The organism is Streptomyces sp. NPDC017056, assembly GCF_044332485.1.
In the GTDB taxonomy this organism is placed as follows: Bacteria; Actinomycetota; Actinomycetes; order Streptomycetales; family Streptomycetaceae; genus Streptomyces.
The window spans coordinates 353554-374494 of the sequence record NZ_JBIRPD010000007.1 but is presented as its reverse complement, the minus strand read 5'-3'; the positions used below and the strand labels follow the sequence as shown (position 1 = coordinate 374494).

Below are 20941 nucleotides of genomic sequence, written 5' to 3'. Positions count from 1 at the left end.
TCGGGCCGCCGCGGGAACGTAGGCTTAGCCCCATGGAGAACCAGGGGGCGGGGCAGGGGCTGCACGCGCGGGTACTGGAGTCCCTGGGACCCGCCATCACCGCGGGCGAGTACCCGCCCGGCACGATCTTGCGCACCGACGAGCTCGAAGAGCGCTTCGAGGTGTCCCGCACGGTCATCCGCGAGGCGATACGGGTACTGGAATCCATGCACCTGGTGGCCTCGCGGCGCCGGGTCGGCGTGACCGTGCGCCCCACCGAGGAGTGGAACGTCTACGACCCCCGCGTCATCGGCTGGCGGCTGGACGGCCCCGACCGCCCCCGGCAGCTGCGCTCCCTGACCGTGCTGCGCTCCGCCGTCGAGCCGGCCGCGGCGGGCCTGGCCGCCCGCCACGCCACGCCGGAGCAGTGCGCCGAGCTGACCGAGCACGCCATGGGCATGGTCGCCACCTCGCGCGGCCAGCAGCTCGACGCGTACCTGGTGCACGACGTGGCCTTCCACCGCGTCGTGCTGACCGCCTCCGGCAACGAGATGTTCGCCCGGCTCGGCGACGTGGTGGCCGCCGTCCTCACCGGCCGCACCCACCACCACGTGATGTTCACCGACCCCGACCCGGCCGCGGTGACCCTGCACGTACAGGTCGCCGAGGCGGTACGCACCGGCGACGCGGACCGCGCCGAGGCGCTCACCCGCGAGATCACCGCCGGCGCCATGGCCGAACTGGACGTCCTCGCACCGTAGTCGCGGCCGGCCACGGCTTCGCGTCGTGGTCCCCCGTACGGGAATTCGTGGTCGACCGCTGAATTCCCTTTCCGCACCGCAGTTCTCGGCCTTGTTCCTTCCCCACGGCGGCCTGTCCGGGCATAACTGTGTCCACACGGCGCGGCATCACGAAAACGATGCTCTTCTCCCGCGCCGCAGCACAGTTCGAAGAAAGGCCGGAACCTTGAGAACTGCCCGAAGGACGGTATTCAGCCTGGCGGCCGGTGCGACCCTCTGCGCCGCCGCCCTGGCACTCGCCCCGGCCGCGCACGCGGGGAGCGAGAACTACGTCAAAATCACCAACAAGGCGGGAATCGTCGCCACCACCTGCTACGAGTGGATCGGCGTCAGCGGAAAGGACTACTGCCACCAGAGCTGGCCCGTGGGCCAGTCCCGGACCGCGTACTTCCCGGCGGACGCCACCTCGGCCGTGGTCGACCTCAAGCTGTCGCCCTGGGACAAGGCCGTGGACAGCGCCGCGGTGAAGGACACCGGAAAGAACCACTGCTTCGAGATCCAGGGCCTGCTCGGCTCGCAAAAGCTGATCGAAACCGGTTGCTGAGACACGAGAAAGAGAGCAGGGCCATGAAGAAGCACACGCGCATCGGCGTGGTGGCCGGCGTACTCACCACCGCACTCGCCTGCACCGCCCCGGCAGCTCTTGCCGTTCCGCCCGAATACCCCGCCGTGGACGGCGCGACGGACAACTGGGTGAACCAGGCGACACCGACGGTCGAGTACGAGAACGGAATCAAGGACACCGACCCCGCCCGGGTCAAGGAAGCCCTTGAACAGTGCAAGAGCCAGTCGGTCTCCTGCAAGGCGGCCACGGTCGGCACCCCGGAGAAGGTGACGAAGTGGTTCGACGCGGGAAGCGACGGAACCCAGGCCAAGGTGCTCGAAAACTGCTCGACGGGCGCGGGCGCCACCGACCTCAAGCAGACCATCGGCGGTATGCACGCGTTCGCCTGGGGCTGGAACGTGGGCGGTTCCGTCGACATCCCGCTGGCCAAGGGCGTCGGTATCGGGATCAACGGACAGTACAACGAGACCAATACCGAAACGAAGACCGAAAGCGTCGAAATGACCGTGAAGCCGGGGTACCGGGGCACACTCAAGCTGGGTCACGACATGGAACGCACCGTTTCCGACATCACCGTGCAGGGCGGGAAGTTCGGCGGCGCGAAGATCTCCGGGGTGCGCACCGAGGCACTCCTCAAAGAGAACTCCCAGCGCGCCAAGCCCGACATCAAGGCGTGCGGCTGAAAGTGCACCACGGGACCCACGGAAGGACGCAGTCATGACGGACATCAGGCGGGCGGCAACCGGTGCCGCCGCCGCAATCGGTATCGGGCTGGCCGGCGCGGTGGTGACGGCACCACCTGCCTTCGCCGCCGGCTCCGGCCACTACATCAACTTCTCGAACGAGGGCGGGTTCGTGGTCAACTCCTGCTACAAATGGCAGGGCTCGCAGACCGCCGACAGCTGTGACTCCGGAAAGAAAATCAACGACACCTGGCGGGTGGAGATACCGGACGACGCGGCCGGCGTGAAACTGAACGTGAACGCGCTGGCACAGGTCGGCGGCGGAAACCTCTCGCCGCAGATCACCGACCTCAAGCGCGATTACTGCTACACCCTCTACGGCACCACGTTCACCGCGAAGATCGTCGAAAAGCCGTGCTGACCCAGGCCGGAAGGAACACCGTGACACAGACCGGAATGCGACGGGTGAAGCGGGCGGGCGGATTCGGAGCGGCCGCCCTCGCCACCGTACTGGGCGGCGGACTCCTGACGGCTCCACCGGCCACCGCGAGCACGGAGAACTTCATCCAGTTCACAAGCGACGCGCTGTACTTCGTCGACACCTGCTACGAATGGCAGGGCCCCGAGGGCATCGAGAAGAAGAACTACTGCCACAACGCCAAGGCCGTGGGAACCACCTGGAAGGCGAACTTCCCGGAGGGGGCGACCGGCGCCACCGTCAAGGTCACCTTCGCCGGATACACCGGCGGCCCACCGAAGACGGTCACCGTCGACGACGCCGACAAAAACCACTGCTACCAACTCAAAGGGACCTGGCTGAACTACGCCGACGTCCTGCGCGTGAACTGCTGACCCGGCACCCCTGACCCGCCGCCCTGACCCGGCACTGCGACACAGCAGCGCCGGGTCAGCGCCGCTGCGACAACGCCCGCAACGCAGGCCCCAGTTCACGCCGGCCCTCGATGCGCAGCTTGCGATAGACCCCGGTGAGATGCGTCTCGACGGTCCGCAGGGAGACGAAAAGGTGCTCGGCGATCTGCTTGTTGCTCCACCCCTCGGCAGCCAGCGCGGCAACACGTTCCTCCCCGGCCGTAAGGGGACAACCGCTCGCCCCCCGGCTGCCCGCCCGGCCCCCCGCTTCGTGAAGGCGCTGCTGGAGGCTGCGCGCAAGCGCGGAAGCCCCGCACCTGACCGCGATGTCCAACCCGCCGCGCAACGCCGTACGAGCCCCCGGCTTGTCGTCGCGCCGCAACAGCCCGCCCCCCAGCGTGTACAACGCACGCGCGAGTTCCAGTTCGGCGGGTGTGCGCTCCAGTACGTCCACCGCCTCGGCCACGAGCTCCAGGCCACCCGCCCCTCCGGCGACCTGCCCGGCGGCATGCAGCGCCACACCGACGGCCCGCGGTATCCGGCAGCGCCGCGCCCGTTCCAGTTCCTCTTCGGCAAGCGCGTACGCATCGTGCCCGTACCCCAGCAGGAGACTGACACTCGCAGCACGAGAACGCCAAGGCCCGATCGCCGGGCTGACGGTCCCCGCCGCCTCGAAGTGATGCCCGCACTCCCGCAACAGCGCCAGCCCGCCACGCCGGTCGCCTCGGGCCGTACGCAACGCCGCCAGGCTCATCAGAAACCGCGGCCACTCCCAGGAGGCGCCGGACGGGTCCGTCGCGGAGTGGGCGGCGGCAATCCGCTCGGCTTCCGCCAGCTCACCCTGCTCCAGAAAAGCATCGATCCGGATCGTGTCCAGCGTCATCCGGTAGGGGACCTCACCCGCGGCACAGGCCCGCTCGGACACGGTCCGCGCCACCGCGGCAGCCTGCGCCACATCACCCCGGCGCAGCGCGACGGCGGCCCGATAGACCAGCAGCCAGGAAGCCAGCAGCTCCGCCCCCGTGTCCCGCGACCCGCGCAGAAGGCGGCCGCACAGCTCGCCGGCCGCGTCGAGATCGTCCACGTACAACAGGGCCTGGGCAACGAAGTAGTGCAGCGGAAAAAGGCCGGGCGAAAACGCGGGGAGATTCACGCTGGCCCGCTCCAGCAGCTCGGTGACCCGCTCGGCCGGCTCCCCCGCACGCAAAGCCCCGAAAGCCCGGACGGCGAGCAGCTGCCGCTCCCCCGGCGTATGACCCGCCAGATCGGCCGGAACGACACGACGCTCGCTCCGCTCCGCAACGCGGACCGAGGGGCACTCGAACTCCAGCCACTCGGTCAGCGCCTGCATACGCAGCGAGGGCTCACGGTCACCGTCACCGGTGCACGCCCCCAGCTCCGCCGCCAGGCGCGCCAGGTCGGGGCCGCCGTCGCGACCACCGCGCGACATCAGACAGGAGTAGGCCAGCACCCCCACGGCCTCGGAGCGGGCGGCGTCGTCGGTGAGCCCCTCCAGCGCGGCCGTACCGTACGACACGGCGAGCCCCGTGTCGTAGTGACTGGCGGCCACGGCCAGCTCCAAGAGCACCCGAGCACGCTCCCCCGGCGCGGCGGGCTGGAAGACGGCGTGCCGCAGATACGTCACGGCGGTCTCCGCCGCACCCCGGCGCAACGCCTCCGCCGCGGCCCGGCGCAGCACCACCAGCGGCCAGCTGCCCGGCACCGGCCCGGCCGCCATCACGTGCGCGGCCACCTCCTCGTCAGGACGCCCGCTCAAATACAACACCTGGGCCGCCCGCGCATGGGCCGCGCCGACCTCCTGCGGCGGCCACTCCGCCAAAACGGCCTCCCGGACCACCCGGTGCACGAAGCGCGGCTCGTCCCCCGCGCCCAGCAACCCGAGCGCATGCAACTCCGCAGCCGCCGAACGGACCACCGCCTCACCGGTACCGCAGTACGCCGCGAGCAGCGACCACGGCATGCCGTCCCCCAAAACCGCCAGCCCCCGCGCCAGCCCGGCCACGGCCGGGGACCCCTGCCCCAGCCGGTGCCGTACCTCACGCAGAAGCGTGGGCAAACCGAAGCTCCTGATCCGTTCCCGACCCTCCTCGGTGGGCCGCACGCCACCGCGCCGCGCATCGCACAACAGGGCCCGCAGAAAAAGCGGGTGCCCCTCCGTGGCCGCGTGGCAGGCAGCGCTGAAGGCCGGGTCCGGCCGAGGCTCCCCGAACTCCAGCGCCACCAGCCGCGCCACATCCGCCGGCCCGAGCGGTTCCAACGCCAGGGTCCGGCAGACGGCAGGATGCACGAGAGCGTCGTACGCATCGCCCGGTGCCGGGCGCTCACCGGTACGGGTGGTGACGGCCACCAGGATCGGCTGGGCGTCCGCCCGGTTGACCAGGTGCGCCAGCCAGCGCAGCGACGGCGGATCGATCCACTGGAGATCGTCCACCGCCAGCAGAAGCGGCTGCCGCCGCGCCAGCCGGAAAACGAGGCGGTCGAGGTCGGTCAGGGTCTCCGTATGGGCACCGGAGGTGCGCAGCGCCGTATCGGCCGTATCGGCCGTATCGGCCGTATCGGCCGCGGTGACCAGCGGGTGCAGCAGCCGGTGGGCCGCACCGAAAGCGAAGTCGCGCTGGAGCCGGTGGCAGCGCACCCGCGCTGCCCGAAACCGCGGCACACCGTCCAGCCAGTGGTCCAACAGGGCCGACTTGCCCATGCCGGCGTTGCCCGCCAGCTGCACGACGCGCGCCCGCCCCGCGAGGGCCTCCTCGGCCACCGCACCGAGCACCGCCAGCTCACCGTCACGCCCGGCCAGGACCGGCCCCCGCGGATTGCCCCGCCCGGCTCCATCACCCGTGCGACCGTCGCTCATCTGGCCCCTACTTCCGTCGATCGGAATGCCAGACGTATGCGTGGGAGCGGGGGTTGCGCCTTGCGGAGCGTCTCATTATGCGGACCGTTCAGGGAGGCCGGCTGCGTCGGCCGGGATCGCCTTGCGCGGCAGGTGACTTGGGGGCACGGGGGTGCCCCCGACACCACTGTCTTCTCGTGGTCGGGCGAGGATGATCTCGTGGTGATCACCACACGTCTCAAAACATCAGAACAACGGCTGCTGCCCCGGGAACGGGGGCTCCTCCGGGTCGAAGAGCCGCTCCGCCGGAGCCATCATGGGGGCGATCCGCCGCGACCCCGGGCATGAGATCAGTTCCAGCACGGTGCGGCGCCCTGGCGGGTCGTGCCGGGCAAACCGGCCGCCGACGACGGCGATCTCGCGGCTGCAGATGGGGCAGGTGCGGCGGGGTGCAGACATGTACCCAGTGTCTCCTGTGGGCATGGATGCGCTGCGCGCGGCGTTCGCGCTTCGCGCGGGGTTGCGCTGGTTTCGTTGTGGGTCGGGGCCGCGCAGGGGGGTGACTCCTCACCGCACTCGCGGACGCCATGTCTTGAAAGCTGAACCTGGTGTAGCGAGCTGTCGGCTGCGGGGACACCCCCCTGCACGCCCCCTCCGGCCGGTTCCGCACCCCCGCGCGAGTGGGGGTGGGGGAGGGAAAGACACCAGTAGCGCAGCAACCAGGGGGCCTCGGCCACGACGGCGGGGTGGCCGCCATCCGACCCCGGGGCCGGGGACACGCAGGGGGCTCCCCGCAGCCGACACGTCGCAACACCAGGTTCAGCGTTCAAGACAAGGCTTCCGCGACTGCGGTGAGGAGAGACCCCTGCGGGGCCCCGGCCCCCCACCCAGCGGACAGTGGGCGCAATCGCGCGCAGCGCGACCAGGCAAGCGCAAAACCGCATAGCGGGGTTCCGCTTACGTGGCCCTGGGAAACAAGAGAAGGTGCGCAAAGGACATACCGTGACCGCAGGGCTGATGGCGCTTGCCGTGACGGCTGGGTGCAAGACCGTAACGATTACCGCGCCCGGCGGCGGCCCGTCGCCACCGGTGCCTTCGGTGACGCAGCAGGACCACATTCCGGGGCGCGCGGACGCGTTCCCCTCGCCCGTACGCACCAACGCGCCCCCCGCCCGCCCCCACACCTCCAAAGCCGCGCACCGTCCCCCGAGGCACGTGCTGCGGAAGGGCTCGCGCGGCCCGCGTGTACGTGAACTACAGGCGCGGCTGACCCAGTTGCGCCTGTTCCAGCGCAATCCCACCGGCTACTACGGTTCGCTCACGGCCGCCGCTGTCGCGGCGCTCCAGCGGCAGCAGGGGCTTCCGTGCACCGGGAGTCTCGACCGCGCGTCCTGGTCGGCGCTGCGTGCGCTGACCCGTCCGCCGACGTACGCCGAGCTGTTTCCGCCCACGAGCAGGCCGGTGGCCGAGCCCGATCCCCGCTGTCTGACGGGACGTGTGCTGTGCATCAGCAAGCGCAGCAACACGCTCGCGTGGATGGTGGACGGGCAGGTCCGGTCGGCGATGGACGTGCGTTTCGGGGCGCAGTACACGCCGACCCGGGAGGGCGAGTTCCGGATCATGTTCAAGAGCCGGCGGCATGTTTCGACGATCTACCACACGGCCATGCCGTACGCGATGTTCTTCAGCGGTGGCCAGGCCGTCCACTTCTCGGCCGACTTCGCGGCCCACGGCTACCGGGGCGCGTCCCACGGCTGTGTGAACGTGCGGGACCAGGCGCGGATCGCCGCACTGTTCCGTCAGGTCGAGAAGGGCGACAAGGTCGTCATTTACAAGTGAGCCACCGCGGGAGCGGTGGAGGGTGGCGCGGGCAGGGCCGGGGGAACGTGCCCCACCCGCGCCGGGTGCGACGAGCCGTTGGTACGGGGGGAACCCCGGCTCGCGCGCAAGCCGATGACCAGTCGGCTTCACTACGTACTGCGCCGGCGGCCCGGAAAATGTCACACCCGAGCGACGAGAGGGGCCGCGGGGGCGCGGAACGCGCCAGGGGCGCTTATGGGCGGGGCGTGGACGCGGCCGTCGCCGTTGCCCTTGCCGCTGTGGCCCTTGCCGGGGCCGCCGCCCTGGCCGTGGTGGCCCCGGCCGCCGTCGTCGCGGCCGTCGTCGTAGTTGCCGCCGCCCTGTGACAGGTACTGGCGGCAGAACGCGTGGATCTTGTCGGAGCCGCCCGCGGCGCGCTCCAGGCGGCGCAGCGTGTCCTGGCCCAGGACGGAGCGCTTGCCGGACTCGTAGGTGCGGCAGAACGTGACGCCGATCCGGTGCCGCTCCTTGGCGTCCGGTTTTTCCTTCGGGTCGTCGCCGGTCTTTCCGCCGGTGGCGTCGGTGTCGCCGCCGCCGGTCGCGTCGCTGCCGGGGGTGGGCCGGCCGGGGCCTGGCGTCGGGGTGCTGCCGGTTTTGCCGTCGCCGCCCGCGTCGGTGGCCAGCGGGTCGGGCCGGTCCGTGCCGGGGGTGGCGTCCGGCATCCGGGAGGCGCCTTCGTCGGTGGTGCCGGTGCCGTCGGAGGCGAGCGGGCCCGGGGTTTCGGCGGCGGAGACGCTGGTGGCCGGGTTGGGGCCGGTGCCGCCGCTGCGGAAGGGGGTGGGCAGGACGCCGGCGCCCGCGGCCACGGCGACGCCGCCGAGCGCGCAGCCCGCGAGCGCGACCATGAAGCCGCGTCGGAGGGGGCGCCCGAGGCGGGTGTGCGCGACGGCGCGCGGCTGGGTCCCGGCGCCGTCGCGTGCCTGCCGGAAGGCGGCTACGGCGGCTTCCTCGCCGGGGAGCGGTGTGTCCCCGGTCGCGTCCCGGCCCGCCGCGGCTGCGGCGTTCAGCAGGGCGGCGAGTTCCGCGGCGCCGACGCCGTCCGGGGAACCGGCCGGTTCGCCGCGCAGCAGTCGCTCCGCGGCGTCCTCGTCGAGCCAGTGGTACCGGTCGTCGGCCATCACATGTCCTTCTGCGTTCGTGCGGCCGTTTCCGTCACACCCGGTACGTACGATTCCGCCGCTCCCTCGCCGCGTCCGGTGCCCTGCTGGGGCACCCCGCCCGCCGTTCCGCCGCCGTCCGCGCCGCCGGCGCCGAGCAGGTCGGCCAGCCGTCGCAGTCCGCGGTGGGCGGCGGTCCGTACCGCTCCCGGCCGCTTGCCCAGTACGCCTGCCGCGCTCTTCGCGTCCAGGCCCACCACCACCCGCAGCACCACGGCCTCGGCCTGGTCCTGCGGCAGTCGTGAGATGAGCCGGAAGGTGCGGCCGGTGCCGAGGGCTTCCATGGCCTCGTCGGCGGTGTCCGACCCGCCCGGTTTGTCGGCGAGTTCGGTTTCGTCGCCGCCGACCGCGGGGCGGCGTCCGCGCATCCGTATGTGGTCGAGGGCGCGGTTGCGGGCTATGCGCGCGGCCCAGCCCCGGAACCGGTCGGCGTCGCCGCTGAAGCGGGACAGGTCGCGGGTGATCTGCAGCCACGCCTCGGAGGTGACGTCCTCGGCGTCCGCTTCCCCCACCAAGGTCCGTACATATCCGATAAGCCGGGGATGTACGGCGCGGTAGACGGTACGGAACGCCGCCTCGTCACCACCCTGCGCCGCCTGTACGGCGACCGTCAGCCGGCCGTCGTCCGGCTGAGTGTCGTCCCCTCGCACGGGTCCATCCTGTCGCACGCGGAACGTCCGCCGCCCGGTCCTTGCTGATTCGTTGTCCCGGACATCACCGGTACCACTGGTAACCCGTGTGTCCCCGCTGACGGTAACCCGGCCGACCGCGCGCCGGGCACCCGGGCTGCCGCCCGCCCCGCCTGTGACGCTTTCGCGGCGCGCGGCGCTGTAAGGAACAGGGGTCCTTTACCGGGCCTCTCTGGAACGACGGCCGGGGCCTCTCCTGTGGGGGGTGGCGGCCCCGGTCGTCCCCTCCCTTCGCCGCGTCCGGCCCTGGCCGCTCAGACCTGGTCGGCCAGCTTTGCGAAGTCCTGCCAGGACAGGGCCGGATCGCGGCGATCCCAGACCTTCTGCGCCAGCGCGCGCAGCGGCATCCGGATGCCGTCGGCGACCTGCTGCTGCGTCTGCTCGCCGGCCTGGTCGCACCAGACCGCCAGGCGCGCCCCGAGCACCCGGCCGGCTCCTGACAGCGATTCCGGTACGGCCTTGGTGCCGCGCAGCACCCCGGGCGTCCACTGGTTGTAGATGCGCTCGCCGGTCGGGTACTGCATGTCGTTGGGCTCGCCGAGGACGTAGTAGAGGTACTCGTCGTTGAGGTTGACGACCTTGCGGTTCTCCCGGAGGTACTCGTCCGGTTCGCGCGCGCCGATCTCCTTGCCCGTCCAGTAGGCGACGGTGCGGCCGGCGTCCGGGGCGGCGTCCGTGTCGCGGAAGTAGCCGTCGTTCCATGCCTCGACCTGCCGGGCGCCGGCGGCGCGCACCGTCTTGTCGCGGTCGTTGAGCCAGCCGGTGGCCAGGTCCTCGATCGAGGCGCCGGCGCCGTACTTGGCCCGGGCCGCCTCGGCCAGGTCCGGGTAGCTCGATTCGGGGTCGCGGTCGGCGAGGGCGCGGTACTCGTCGCCCCCGAGGTGCCAGTGGTTCCCGGGGAAGAGCGGGGCGTACTCGCGCAGCAGGTCGTCGACGATCTCGGCGGCCCCCGGCTTCGAGATGTCCATCGCGCCGCGCTGGGTCCGGCCGTCGGCGGAGCGCAGCTGGAGGTCCGGGTGGGCGCCGAGCACGGCGCCGAGGTGGCCGGGCGAGTCGATTTCCGGGATGACGGTGACGTGCAGGCCGCGGGCGACGTCGACGAGGTGGCGCACCTGGTCCTTGGTCAGGTGGTCGTCGGAGACGATCTCGGGGTGCTTTTCGCTCTCGATGCGGAAGCCCTGGTCGTCGGAGAAGTGCAGCTGGAGCTGGTTGAGCTTGAGGCCGGCCAGGTCGCGGATGCGGTCCTCGATCCACCGCGCGTCGAAGTGCTTGCGCGCGATGTCCAGCATGAGGCCGCGCTGGGCGCGGTCGGGCCGGTCCTCGACGGTGCCTTCGGGGACGCCGCCGGAGGTCCGTACGGACTGCAGGACGGTGCGGGTGCCGTTGAAGACGCCGGCGTCGGTGGGGGCGGTGAGGGTGAGGCGGGTGCCGCGCGCGGTGAGGGTGTAGGTCTCGTCGGCGGTGTCGTACACGGGGGCGTTGTCGGCCCGCCGGGCGGCGTCCTTGCCGCCCGACAGCCGCAGCTCGACGTCGCCGGGCTGCACGGTCTGCCTGCCCCAGACCGTGCGCAGGCCGCCCAGCTCACGGGCGAACCGGCGTGCCTCGTCCGCGACCGGGCTCTGCTCCCCGTCGGGCACCACGACGCGGGCCTGCTTGGCCGGCCGCCAGCCGCGCCCGTCGGCCGCTTCGAATTTCTGTACGGCGGGGACGGTGCGCGGCGGGCCCTGCACCGGGTCCCAGGTGGGGGTGGGGACGGCGGAGACGGGGCTGGCGGGGCCGCCTCTCGGCGGGGTGCCGTCGTGGGAGCAGCCCGCGACGGCCAGTGCCGTGAGGGCGGCGGTCACGCCCGCCGTGACGGCTGTGGTCAGTTTTCCGGTCCTCATATACGCAAAACCTCCCTTTCCGGGGCGAAGGTATTGCCAGGTGACGGACGCCGCCGTCCACTACGCGCTCGAAAGCGTCCTCATCCGGGTGAAATTCGTGCATCCGCCGGACAGTGATCGACAGACGTCGTTACGGTGGCGTCTCATCCGCTCGTCCCTCCCGGAGCCGACGGGCCCCCGCCTGCCGGAACCGTGCGCTCCGGCCGCCCCGACCCAGCGCCCGCCGCCCCGAGGAGCCCAAGCTGTCCAGCGAGACCCCGGCCGCCGCGCCGACGCCGCTGCGCACTCCCCGGCCCGCCACACCCTCCCAGAAGTCCCGCCCCCTGCCGCCACCCCCTCCCGGCACCGGCGCCACCGGCCGGCCGACCGGCCTGGACCGCCTGAACGCCGCCTCCCCGGAGGCCGCCGAGGCCGTCCTGCTCGACTGCTGCGGCAGCCGCCGCTGGGCCCGCCGCCTGGCCGCGCACCGCCCGTACCCGGACCCGGACGCCCTGCTGGCCGCCGCCGACGAGGCCAGCTACGACCTGACCCCCGGCGACCTGGACGAGGCGCTGGCCCGGGAGACCGTCTCGCCGCGCCCGCTCGTCGGCGCGCGCGGCCCGGGCACGCTTGCGGCGCACACCGCGCTGCGCGCCGCGCACGCCGAGTACGAGCGCCAGTTCCGGCACGCCTTCGTCATCTGCCTGGACGGCTACCGCGACACCGAACTGCTGAACGTGGTGCTGTCCGGAATCCACGACCGGCTCGGCAACGAGCCCGAGGAGGAGCGGGCCATCGCGGCGGACGAGCTGCGCCGGCTCGCCCGCGGCCGGCTGGCCCGCCGCGCCGCCTGACGCGCCGCCGACGCGCCCCGGCGCGCGGCCCCGGCGGCCCCGGGCCCGCACGGCCCCGCCTACCCGGTGGCCCTCGCGGTCGTATAGGGCCGGTTCGTCCTCGTGTGATAGCCCGTACGTGCCTGTTTGATCACACCTGAGGACCCCGGCGGGAGGAACCGACAGTCCGTCGCTACGATGGCCAGGGCCGGTGGACCGTACCCGGCCGGGCCAGACCGACAGAGAAGCCGGCAGGCCCCAATCCCCGCTCCCGGAGGGTTTTTCCGTGCCGGCTGGAACGCTGTACCGCGGCCGGGAAGGCATGTGGTCCTGGGTGGCTCACCGAGTCACCGGCGTCCTCATTTTCTTCTTCCTGTTCGTGCACGTCCTCGACACCGCACTCGTCCGCGTCTCCCCCGAGGCCTATGACGACGTCGTTGCCACGTACAAGACGCCCCTCGTCAACGTGATGGAGTACGGCCTCGTGGCCGCCATCCTCTTCCACGCGCTCAACGGCCTCCGTGTGATCGCCGTGGACTTCTGGTCCAAGGGACCGAAGTACCAGAAGCAGCTGCTGTGGACCGTTGTCGGTGTGTGGGCCGTCCTGATGGCCGGCGCTTTCTACCCCGTGCTGCAGCACACGCTGCGCACGCTGTTCGGGAGCTGATGACGCGCGATGTCTGCTGAAACGACTCCTGCTGTGAACGACTCCGTCTCCCTGTACGACGTGGACAACCCGGCTCCCGTGATCGAGCCGCCCCGCAAGCGTACGAAGAAGACGCCCAAGTCGACCCGTACGAACTTCGAGATGTACGGCTGGCTCTTCATGCGCCTGTCCGGCATCGTGCTGGTCGTCCTGGTCCTCGGCCACCTGCTGCTCCAGCTCGTGCTGGACGGCGGCGTCTCCAAGATCGGCTTCGCCTTCGTGGCGGGCCGCTGGGCCTCGCCGTTCTGGCAGGTCTGGGACCTGGTGATGCTGTGGCTGGCGATGCTGCACGGCGCCAACGGCCTGCGCACGGTCATCAACGACTACGCGCAGCGGGACAACACCCGCTTCTGGCTGAAGATGCTGCTGTACACCGCCACGGTGTTCACCGTCCTTCTGGGCACGCTGGTGATCTTCACCTTCGACCCGAACATCCGCTAGGCCCCGGGGCTGAGGTAACCGACTCATGAAGATCCACAAGTACGACACGGTCATCGTCGGCGCCGGTGGCGCGGGCATGCGCGCGGCCATCGAGTCCACCAAGCGCAGCCGCACCGCGGTCCTGACGAAGCTGTACCCGACCCGCTCCCACACCGGCGCGGCGCAGGGCGGCATGGCCGCCGCCCTGGCCAATGTCGAGGAGGACAACTGGGAGTGGCACACCTTCGACACGATCAAGGGCGGCGACTACCTGGTCGACCAGGACGCCGCCGAGATCCTGGCGAAGGAGGCCATCGACTCCGTCCTGGACCTGGAGCGGATGGGCCTGCCGTTCAACCGCACCCCGAACGGCACGATCGACCAGCGCCGCTTCGGCGGCCACTCCCGCAACCACGGTGAGGCCCCGGTCCGCCGGTCCTGCTACGCCTCGGACCGCACCGGCCACATGATCCTCCAGACGCTGTACCAGAACTGCGTCAAGGAGGGCGTCGAGTTCTTCAACGAGTTCTACGTCCTGGACCTGCTGCTCCAGGACGTCGACGGCGTGAAGAAGTCGGCCGGCGTCGTCGCCTACGAGCTGGCCACCGGCGAGATCCACGTCTTCCAGGCGAAGGCCGTGATCTTCGCGTCCGGCGGCACCGGCAAGTTCTTCAAGGTGACCTCCAACGCGCACACCCTGACCGGTGACGGCCAGGCCGCCGCGTACCGGCGCGGGCTGCCGCTGGAGGACATGGAGTTCTTCCAGTTCCACCCGACCGGCATCTGGCGGATGGGCATCCTGCTGACGGAGGGCGCCCGCGGTGAGGGCGGCATCCTCCGCAACAAGGACGGCGAGCGCTTCATGGAGAAGTACGCGCCCGTCATGAAGGACCTCGCCTCGCGTGACGTCGTCTCGCGCTCCATCTACACGGAGATCCGCGAAGGCCGCGGCTGCGGCCCCGAGGGCGACCACGTCTACCTGGACCTGACCCACCTGCCGCCGGAGCAGCTGGACGCCAAGCTGCCCGACATCACCGAGTTCGCGCGCACCTACCTCGGGATCGAGCCCTACACGGACCCGATCCCGATCCAGCCGACCGCGCACTACGCCATGGGCGGCATCCCGACCAACGTCGAGGGCGAGGTGCTGGCCGACAACACCACCGTCGTGCCGGGCCTGTACGCCGCCGGCGAGGTCGCCTGTGTGTCCGTGCACGGCGCCAACCGCCTGGGCACCAACTCACTGCTGGACATCAACGTCTTCGGGCGCCGGGCCGGCATCGCGGCGGCGGAGTACGCGGCGACCGCCGACTTCGTCGAGCTGCCGGAGGACCCGGCGAAGATGGTCCAGGAGCAGGTCGAGCGGCTGCGTTCGGCCTCGGGCAACGAGCGGGTCACCGAGATCCGCAAGGAGCTCCAGGAGACCATGGACGCCAACGTCATGGTGTTCCGCACCGAGCAGACGATCAAGACCGCGGTCGAGAAGATCGGCGAGCTGCGCGAGCGCTACCTGAACGTGTCCATCCAGGACAAGGGCAAGCGGTTCAACACCGACCTGCTGGAGGCCGTCGAGCTGGGCAACCTGCTCGACCTGGCCGAGGTGATGGCCGTGTCCGCGCTGGCCCGCAAGGAGTCCCGCGGCGGTCACTACCGCGAGGACTACCCCAACCGCGACGACGTCAACTTCATGCGGCACACCATGGCGTACCGCGAGGTGGCGGCAGACGGCTCCGAGTCGATCCGCCTCGACTACAAGCCGGTCGTCCAGACCCGCTACCAGCCGATGGAGCGTAAGTACTGATGAGCACCTCCACCCTCGAAAAGCACTCCAAGGCCCTGGACGCGGCCGAGGACGGCGCCTCGCACACCATCACCATCACGCTGCGGATCCGCCGGTTCAACCCGGAGGTCTCCGAGGACGCCAGCTGGCAGGACTTCCAGCTGGAGATGGACCCGAAGGAGCGCGTCCTGGACGCCCTCCACAAGGTCAAGTGGGAGCAGGACGGCACGCTGACCTTCCGCCGTTCCTGCGCGCACGGCATCTGCGGCTCGGACGCCATGCGGATCAACGGCAAGAACCGCCTGGCGTGCAAGACGCTGCTGAAGGACATCAACCCGGAGAAGCCCATCACGGTCGAGGCCATCAAGGGCCTGACGGTCCTCAAGGACCTCGTGGTGGACATGGAGCCGTTCTTCCAGGCGTACCGGGACGTGATGCCGTTCCTGATCACCACCGGCAACCAGCCGACGCGCGAGCGCCTGCAGACCGCCGAGGACCGCGAGCGCTTCGACGACACCACCAAGTGCATCCTGTGCGCCGCGTGCACCTCCTCGTGCCCGGTGTTCTGGAACGACGGCCAGTACTTCGGGCCGGCGGCGATCGTCAACGCGCACCGCTTCATCTTCGACAGCCGTGACGAGGGCGGCGAGCAGCGGCTCGAAATCCTCAACGACAAGGACGGCGTCTGGCGCTGCCGTACGACCTTCAACTGCACGGACGCCTGCCCGCGCGGTATCGAGGTCACCAAGGCGATCCAGGAGGTCAAGCGCGCGCTGATCACGCGTCGCTTCTGACCCCGAGGGGTAACCCCTAAAACCTGGTTCCGGTCAGCGACCCGAACCTGGTCTGGAAGCCGCGAAGGGCTCCGCTCCCGTACGTACGGAGGCGGAGCCCTTCGGCGTGTCCGGGCCGGTCGCGCTCGGCCGGGCCCGCCCCGGCGAGCGGCGCCGCCGGGTAGACGAGGACCGGCGGCAGCTCGGTGTCGGCCAGGGTCACCGGGTCGGTGCAGAAGTACGACGGCACGAGCAGCAGGCCCCGCCCCTCCAGGCGCAGGTCGCCGTCGCGCGGGTAGGCCACCTCCAGGACGGGACGCCGCCAGCGCATCGCGGGCCCGAAGGTGCGCAGCATGGCCTCGGCTCCCTCCTGGCGGAGCGCGTGCTGCCGCAGCGTACGGTCAACCTCGACGCGCCGCCCGATCAGCGGCCAGCCCGGGCCGAGGGCCGTGTGGTGATACGTGCGCAGGCTCCGGGCGAGGGCGCGCAGGGCGGCCGGCTCACCGTCGGCGAGGGAGCGCATCCAGGAGTCCGGGGCGGCGTGCTGCCCGTGCCCGGAGCGCTGCGACTGCCCGGCCAGCAGGCCGATCTCGCTGCGCAGGCGGCGCCGGGGCGTCGTCATCACCGCTTCCAGTCCCGGTTCCACGCCGGCCGCACCGGCCACCGGTGTCAGGAAGTCCGGGAAATAGCCGCGCGGCGGGACGAGCGGCAGCAGCCTCCGCAAGGGGCCGGGGCCGTGGCGTGCGGCGTGCTGCCGCCAGGCGGCCAGGGCCGGTTCGGTGCGGCTGTCCCGCAGCCGGTGCAGGCTGAGCACGGTTTCCCACAGGGGGTCGGCCCCCTCGGCGATCCGTGTCCGGTTCAGGTCCTCTGCCGTGAAGTGCACACGTAACACAACAATCCCCCGATGCTGTGACCGCATCACTGTTCCCCCGAACAGCGGTGCACCGAGGATCCGGCTCGGGTGCCGCTTGCGCAAGCCGTACGCGCCGTTCAACCCAACTTTGTTTAATGAGAAAGGAATGAGAGAACATCCGTGCAGGTCAGGAGGCCGAGCGCAGCGACATCCGCGCCAACGCCCGGTCCTGGTCCCGGCGTTGGCGCATGACATGCGCGTAGTGCGCCAACGCCTCCCTCCTGCGCGCCAGTTCGGCGATCTCCGCGTCCAGCCGGGCCATCTGCCGCTCCACCACGCTGCACGACAGTTCGCAGAAGACCAGCCCCGGGCCGCCCTGCGCGCAGGGCAGCAAGTGGCGGATGGCGTCGGTGCTCAGGCCGGTGGCGAGCAGTTCGCGGATCCGGGCGACGGTGTCCAGCGCGTCCGGGCCGTAGCGGCGGTAGCCGTTGGCGTCGCGGTCCGCGCACAGCAGGCCCTGCTGCTCGTAGTAGCGCAGCGAGCGGGCGCTGGCTCCGGAACGCTCGGCGAGTTCACCGATACGCAAGGAGCCCCCCGCCTCCGTACCGACCCGACGCTCCCCCGCCGACCATGCCATCGACTGCCTCCCCTGGGCGACCGGACCCGCGGCCCGGCGACTTGACCTTCACACCGATGTCAGGGGTCAACCTGTTGCACATGACGAAGATTCCCGCGGTCGCACCGCGCCTTCCCGCCCTGTCCACCACCGTCACCCCCGCCGAGCCCGGCACCACCCCCGCCGCCCGCGGCATCCTGCTCGCGCACGGCGCGACCGGCAGCATCGCCGGCAACTACGCCGGCCTCATCCCCGCGCTGGCGGCCACCGGCCACACGGTCGTCGCGCCCGACTACCCCGGCTCCGGCGACACCCCGCGCGCCGACGGCCCCCTGGAACTGGACGCCCTCGCCGACGCCCTCGTGGCCGAAGCCGTCACGGCGGGCGTCGAGACCTTCACCCTGATCGGCTTCTCCCTCGGTACCGCGGTGGCCGTACGGGCCGCGACACGGCACCCCGAGCGGGTACGCGGCCTCGTCCTGACCGCCGGCCTCGCCAAGCCCGACCACTACGCGAACATCTGGCTCGACCTGTGGCTGCGCCTGCTGGAGCGCGGCGACTACGCGGGCTTCGCGCAGGCCCGCGCGCTCAGCGGCCTCTCCCCCGAGGCCCTGAACGCCATGTCGCCGGCCGAACTCGCCGTCGTGCTCGACGACAGCCCCGACGTGCCGCCGGCCGGCTCGGCGGAGCAGTCCGCGCTGGTCAAAGCCGTCGACACCACCGGCGACCTGCCCGCGATAGCCGTACCGACGCTGGTCATCGCCACCACGCTGGACCAGCTGATCCACCCGTCGAACTCGCGCTACCTGGCCGACCACATCCCCGGGGCCGAGTACGTGGAGATCGCCACCGGGCACGTGCCGATGGCGGAGCGGCCGGAGGAGTGGCAGGGCCTGATCCTGAAGTTCCTGGCCGAGCGGGAGCTGTAGGGGGCCGCGCCGGGGCCGGTATTAGGGTCGGTGGCGTGGACGAAGCGATGAGGGCGGAAGCGGGCGGGGCACACGGCCCGGCGGGCGGCGGCGCACGGGACGACGACGCGCAGGGCGACGGCGCGCAGCACGACGGCACGGGCCGGGGCGCGGCGGCCGCCCGCACCGCGGGCCCCGCGCCCGAACGGAGCCCGCACGGCTCCCGGACCCGCACCCTCATCCTCGAAACCGCCCTCCGCCTCTTTCAGGAACGCGGTTACGACAAGACCACCATGCGGGCCATCGCCCAGGAGGCCGGCGTCTCGGTCGGCAATGCGTACTACTACTTCGCCTCCAAGGAGCACCTGATCCAGGGCTTCTACGACCGCATCACCGCGGAGCACACGGCAGCCGTGGCCGACGTGCTGGAACGCGAACGGGACCTGGCGGGCCGGCTGCGCGGCGTACTGACGGCCTGGCTCGACATCGCCGAGCCGTACCACCGGTTCGCCGCCCAGTTCTTCAAGAACGCCGCCGACCCCGACAGCCCCCTCAGCCCGTTCTCGGACGCCTCCGAAGGCCCGCGCGAAACCGCCATCGCCCTCCACCGGCAAGTCCTGGCCGGCGCGGACACCAAGGCCGACCCGGAACTGGCCGAACAACTCCCCCGGTTGCTCTGGCTCCAGCACATGGGCCTGATCCTGTACTGGGTGCACGACCGCTCGGAAAACTGCGAACGCAGCCGCCGCCTGGTAGACCGCACCTCCCCTTTGGTAGCCCGCGCAGTCGCCGCCTCCCGCTTCCGGGTACTACGCCCCCTGGTACGCGAAGTCACCGACGTACTGAGCGAATTCGTCTTCCCCGCGCCGACGGCACCTGGGAAACGGCCCTGACCCAGGCGGGCCGGGCCGACTCCTCCGACCCGCTCACACCGCCTCGAAAACGTTGTCCAGAAACGCGTCCAGATTCATCACCATACGAGCGATACGGTCCTCCAGCGGCAGGGTCTCCTCATGCCGCCCGGCGAGTTCGGACTTCTTCTTCCCCCGCACGTACAGCGAGCACGCCAGATCGGCGCAGATGTACGTACCGACGGTATTCCCCTGCCGCCCCAGCGCCCCGGCCTTCCGCGCGGCGAGCAGACTCACACCCGACCCCGGATGCCCGGTCACACACAGCGAACACACGGTCGTCTTGGTAAAACTCCGCCGCACCCCCTGCGGCACCCGCAACGTCACCCCGACGATCCCGCCCTCCCGGGGCGCCACCAGATAACTCCGATCCGGCGCCCCCGGATCCCGCCAGCCGAGGAAGTCCAGATCTGCCCAGGACAAGCCGGAAAGGTTTGCGGGGAGGTTGATCCGGCTCGCCTCACCCTTCGAACAATTCACGAAGGAGGTGCGGATATCTTTTTCATCCAACGGATCCATGGGCGGAAGTTAACAGGCGAGGCGGAGGTTCGTCGCTCGAATTAATGGGGCGGGGTCAGCTCCATGCCTGGGAGCTCGAACGGCCGCGGCGGCGGGACACCACCACGGCGACGACGACGCCGGCCACCACTACGGCCAGTGCTCCGCCGCCGATGACCAGCCACTTGCTCGTGTTCGCGGACGAGGCGGACGGCTGCCCGTTGCCGGCACCGGGGTCGGCGGCCGGCTGTGCCGCCTTACCCTGCGGCATCGCCAGCGGGCCCTGGGCGGGCCCCGCGGGAATGTCTCGGGACAGGGCCGCGGCGGGCTGGATGAAGCCATATCCGTAGTGCGCGTCGGGCAGCTTCAAGTTCTTCGCCTTTTCCGGCTTGGCCAGTCCCGCCGTCTTCACCAGACGGTTGGCGATCTGTCCGGGAGTGAGGTCGGGGAACTTTTCGCGGAGCAGGGCCGCGGCGGCGGACACGTATGCGGTGGCGGGCGAAGTACCGTCGCTGACGGTGTACGCGGAGTCGCTTTTGCCCTGCGCGAAGGGAATGCCTTCTCCGGGGGCGAGCAGATCGACCGTGTCGTTGTAATTGCTGCGGGACCAGGTTTCCCCGTACTGGTTCACCGCGCCGACGCCGATCACGCCGGGGCAGGCCGCCGGGTAGTTCTTCTTCGAGGTGCCGTCGTTGCCGACACCCGCGACGACGATGGCGCCCTTCTCCAGCGCGTAGCGGATCGATTCGCAGGTGTCCCCGTCGCGGGTGACGCCGTAGGACATGTTGATGACGTCGGCGCCGTGATCGGCGGCGTACCGGGTCGCCATTGACTCGTTCTTGTAGGCGGTCAGCGGCATGATCTTCGCGCCCGGGGCCAGGCCCTTGATTCCTTGGGCCCCGTCCGCGCCGTGACCGTGCCCGGCGATGATGCCCGCCATGGCCGTTCCGTGGTCGCGGATGTCCTGGCCGGGCTTGAGCGCCTCGGAGCCGTCGACGCCCTGGGAGAAGTCCTTTCCGGTCACGAACTGTCCGGTGAGATCCTGGTGACTGGTCCGGATGCCGGTCTCGATGAGCGCGACCGTGACCCCTTTGCCGGTGGCCTGCTTCCAGATGTCCTTGACGCCGAACGCCTCCAGCGGCCACTGCTTGCTGCGGACCTGGTCCGCCTGCGCCGTCCCGCCCGCAGCCAGGAGCAGCGCTCCGGTCAGCGCCACGCCCGTACCGGCGCGCAGTGTTCGTGTGACCCTCATGCTTCGCTCCTCGTGTGCGTTCCGTGCGGTCCGGCACCGTGCGGATGGCCGCCCCGCCGGGGAGGCGGCGCG

At 71.1% G+C, this 20941-nt stretch carries 22 protein-coding genes; 13 read left to right on the top strand and 9 right to left on the bottom strand.

What is annotated here, in order from left to right:
* Positions 1 to 32 precede the first annotated feature (32 nt).
* From ACH4OW_RS16040 to ACH4OW_RS16020, 5 genes are all read left to right on the top strand, one after another.
* Positions 33 to 740, top strand: a complete 708-nt coding sequence (locus ACH4OW_RS16040) for an FCD domain-containing protein (protein ID WP_360136671.1) — start codon at positions 33 to 35, stop codon at positions 738 to 740.
* A gap of 205 nt (positions 741 to 945) precedes the next feature.
* On the top strand, positions 946 to 1323 hold the full coding sequence (locus tag ACH4OW_RS16035; RefSeq protein ID WP_360136670.1) for a hypothetical protein: 378 nt from the start codon (positions 946 to 948) through the stop codon (positions 1321 to 1323).
* Positions 1324 to 1346: 23 nt separating this feature from the next.
* The gene (locus ACH4OW_RS16030) at positions 1347 to 2027 is read left to right on the top strand and encodes a hypothetical protein (RefSeq protein ID WP_360136669.1); all 681 of its coding nucleotides are present in this window, start codon (positions 1347 to 1349) and stop codon (positions 2025 to 2027) included.
* A 34-nt stretch (positions 2028 to 2061) separates the two neighbouring features.
* Positions 2062 to 2448, top strand: a complete 387-nt coding sequence (locus tag ACH4OW_RS16025; RefSeq protein ID WP_360136668.1) for a hypothetical protein — start codon at positions 2062 to 2064, stop codon at positions 2446 to 2448.
* A gap of 20 nt (positions 2449 to 2468) precedes the next feature.
* Positions 2469 to 2879 (top strand): hypothetical protein, encoded by a 411-nt coding sequence (locus ACH4OW_RS16020; RefSeq protein WP_398028160.1) that lies wholly within the window; start codon positions 2469 to 2471, stop codon positions 2877 to 2879.
* A 55-nt stretch (positions 2880 to 2934) separates the two neighbouring features.
* On the opposite strand, the gene ACH4OW_RS16015 is transcribed toward ACH4OW_RS16020, so the two are convergent.
* Together ACH4OW_RS16015 and ACH4OW_RS16010 are read right to left on the bottom strand one after the other, a co-directional pair.
* A complete protein-coding gene (locus ACH4OW_RS16015; protein WP_398028158.1) occupies positions 2935 to 5772 on the bottom strand; it encodes an ATP-binding protein in 2838 nt (945 codons plus the stop codon).
* 225 nt (positions 5773 to 5997) lie between these two features.
* Positions 5998 to 6210: a hypothetical protein gene (locus tag ACH4OW_RS16010; RefSeq protein ID WP_360136665.1), complete on the bottom strand. Its 213-nt coding sequence runs from the start codon at positions 6208 to 6210 to the stop codon at positions 5998 to 6000.
* Positions 6211 to 6753: 543 nt separating this feature from the next.
* Here ACH4OW_RS16010 and ACH4OW_RS16005 point away from each other — a divergent pair.
* The gene (locus ACH4OW_RS16005; RefSeq protein WP_398028156.1) at positions 6754 to 7590 is read left to right on the top strand and encodes a L,D-transpeptidase family protein; all 837 of its coding nucleotides are present in this window, start codon (positions 6754 to 6756) and stop codon (positions 7588 to 7590) included.
* A gap of 161 nt (positions 7591 to 7751) precedes the next feature.
* Here ACH4OW_RS16005 and ACH4OW_RS16000 read toward each other — a convergent pair whose 3' ends face one another.
* From ACH4OW_RS16000 to ACH4OW_RS15990, 3 genes are all read right to left on the bottom strand, one after another.
* Positions 7752 to 8729 carry a hypothetical protein gene (locus ACH4OW_RS16000; RefSeq protein ID WP_398028154.1) on the bottom strand — a complete coding sequence of 326 codons (978 nt, stop codon included), beginning with the start codon at positions 8727 to 8729 and terminating at the stop codon, positions 7752 to 7754.
* Entirely contained in the window at positions 8729 to 9418 is a 690-nt protein-coding gene (locus tag ACH4OW_RS15995) for an RNA polymerase sigma factor (RefSeq protein ID WP_360136361.1), read from the bottom strand. The genes ACH4OW_RS16000 and ACH4OW_RS15995 overlap by 1 nt, the downstream gene beginning before the upstream one ends.
* A 293-nt stretch (positions 9419 to 9711) precedes the next feature.
* Entirely contained in the window at positions 9712 to 11340 is a 1629-nt protein-coding gene (locus tag ACH4OW_RS15990) for a glycoside hydrolase family 20 protein (protein ID WP_398028152.1), read from the bottom strand.
* Between the two features lie 113 nt (positions 11341 to 11453).
* On the opposite strand from ACH4OW_RS15990, the gene ACH4OW_RS15985 reads away from it, so the two are divergent.
* From ACH4OW_RS15985 to ACH4OW_RS15965, 5 genes are all read left to right on the top strand, one after another.
* Positions 11454 to 12173, top strand: a complete 720-nt coding sequence (locus ACH4OW_RS15985; protein WP_398028150.1) for a 2-oxo-4-hydroxy-4-carboxy-5-ureidoimidazoline decarboxylase — start codon at positions 11454 to 11456, stop codon at positions 12171 to 12173.
* A gap of 265 nt (positions 12174 to 12438) precedes the next feature.
* The gene (sdhC, locus tag ACH4OW_RS15980; protein ID WP_003985924.1) at positions 12439 to 12819 is read left to right on the top strand and encodes a succinate dehydrogenase, cytochrome b556 subunit; all 381 of its coding nucleotides are present in this window, start codon (positions 12439 to 12441) and stop codon (positions 12817 to 12819) included.
* 9 nt (positions 12820 to 12828) lie between these two features.
* On the top strand, positions 12829 to 13299 hold the full coding sequence (locus tag ACH4OW_RS15975; protein WP_360136365.1) for a succinate dehydrogenase hydrophobic membrane anchor subunit: 471 nt from the start codon (positions 12829 to 12831) through the stop codon (positions 13297 to 13299).
* A 25-nt stretch (positions 13300 to 13324) separates the two neighbouring features.
* The gene (gene sdhA, locus ACH4OW_RS15970; protein WP_030676862.1) at positions 13325 to 15079 is read left to right on the top strand and encodes a succinate dehydrogenase flavoprotein subunit; all 1755 of its coding nucleotides are present in this window, start codon (positions 13325 to 13327) and stop codon (positions 15077 to 15079) included.
* Positions 15079 to 15852 (top strand): succinate dehydrogenase iron-sulfur subunit, encoded by a 774-nt coding sequence (locus ACH4OW_RS15965; RefSeq protein ID WP_360136367.1) that lies wholly within the window; start codon positions 15079 to 15081, stop codon positions 15850 to 15852. The genes sdhA and ACH4OW_RS15965 overlap by 1 nt, the downstream gene beginning before the upstream one ends.
* 16 nt (positions 15853 to 15868) lie before the next feature.
* On the opposite strand, the gene ACH4OW_RS15960 is transcribed toward ACH4OW_RS15965, so the two are convergent.
* Positions 15869 to 16714, bottom strand: coding sequence for a hypothetical protein (locus ACH4OW_RS15960; RefSeq protein WP_398028147.1), 846 nt, complete (start codon positions 16712 to 16714; stop codon positions 15869 to 15871).
* Positions 16715 to 16871: 157 nt separating this feature from the next.
* A complete protein-coding gene (locus tag ACH4OW_RS15955) occupies positions 16872 to 17270 on the bottom strand; it encodes a MerR family transcriptional regulator (RefSeq protein WP_398028145.1) in 399 nt (132 codons plus the stop codon).
* A gap of 131 nt (positions 17271 to 17401) precedes the next feature.
* On the opposite strand from ACH4OW_RS15955, the gene ACH4OW_RS15950 reads away from it, so the two are divergent.
* The gene (locus ACH4OW_RS15950) at positions 17402 to 18229 is read left to right on the top strand and encodes an alpha/beta fold hydrolase (RefSeq protein WP_398028143.1); all 828 of its coding nucleotides are present in this window, start codon (positions 17402 to 17404) and stop codon (positions 18227 to 18229) included.
* Between the two features lie 35 nt (positions 18230 to 18264).
* Positions 18265 to 19101, top strand: coding sequence for a TetR family transcriptional regulator (locus tag ACH4OW_RS15945; protein WP_398028141.1), 837 nt, complete (start codon positions 18265 to 18267; stop codon positions 19099 to 19101).
* Between the two features lie 33 nt (positions 19102 to 19134).
* On the opposite strand, the gene ACH4OW_RS15940 is transcribed toward ACH4OW_RS15945, so the two are convergent.
* Both ACH4OW_RS15940 and ACH4OW_RS15935 read right to left on the bottom strand, forming a co-directional pair.
* Positions 19135 to 19638: an FBP domain-containing protein gene (locus ACH4OW_RS15940; protein WP_398028139.1), complete on the bottom strand. Its 504-nt coding sequence runs from the start codon at positions 19636 to 19638 to the stop codon at positions 19135 to 19137.
* A 55-nt stretch (positions 19639 to 19693) separates the two neighbouring features.
* On the bottom strand, positions 19694 to 20869 hold the full coding sequence (locus ACH4OW_RS15935) for a S8 family peptidase (RefSeq protein ID WP_398028137.1): 1176 nt from the start codon (positions 20867 to 20869) through the stop codon (positions 19694 to 19696).
* Positions 20870 to 20941: the final 72 nt, after the last annotated feature.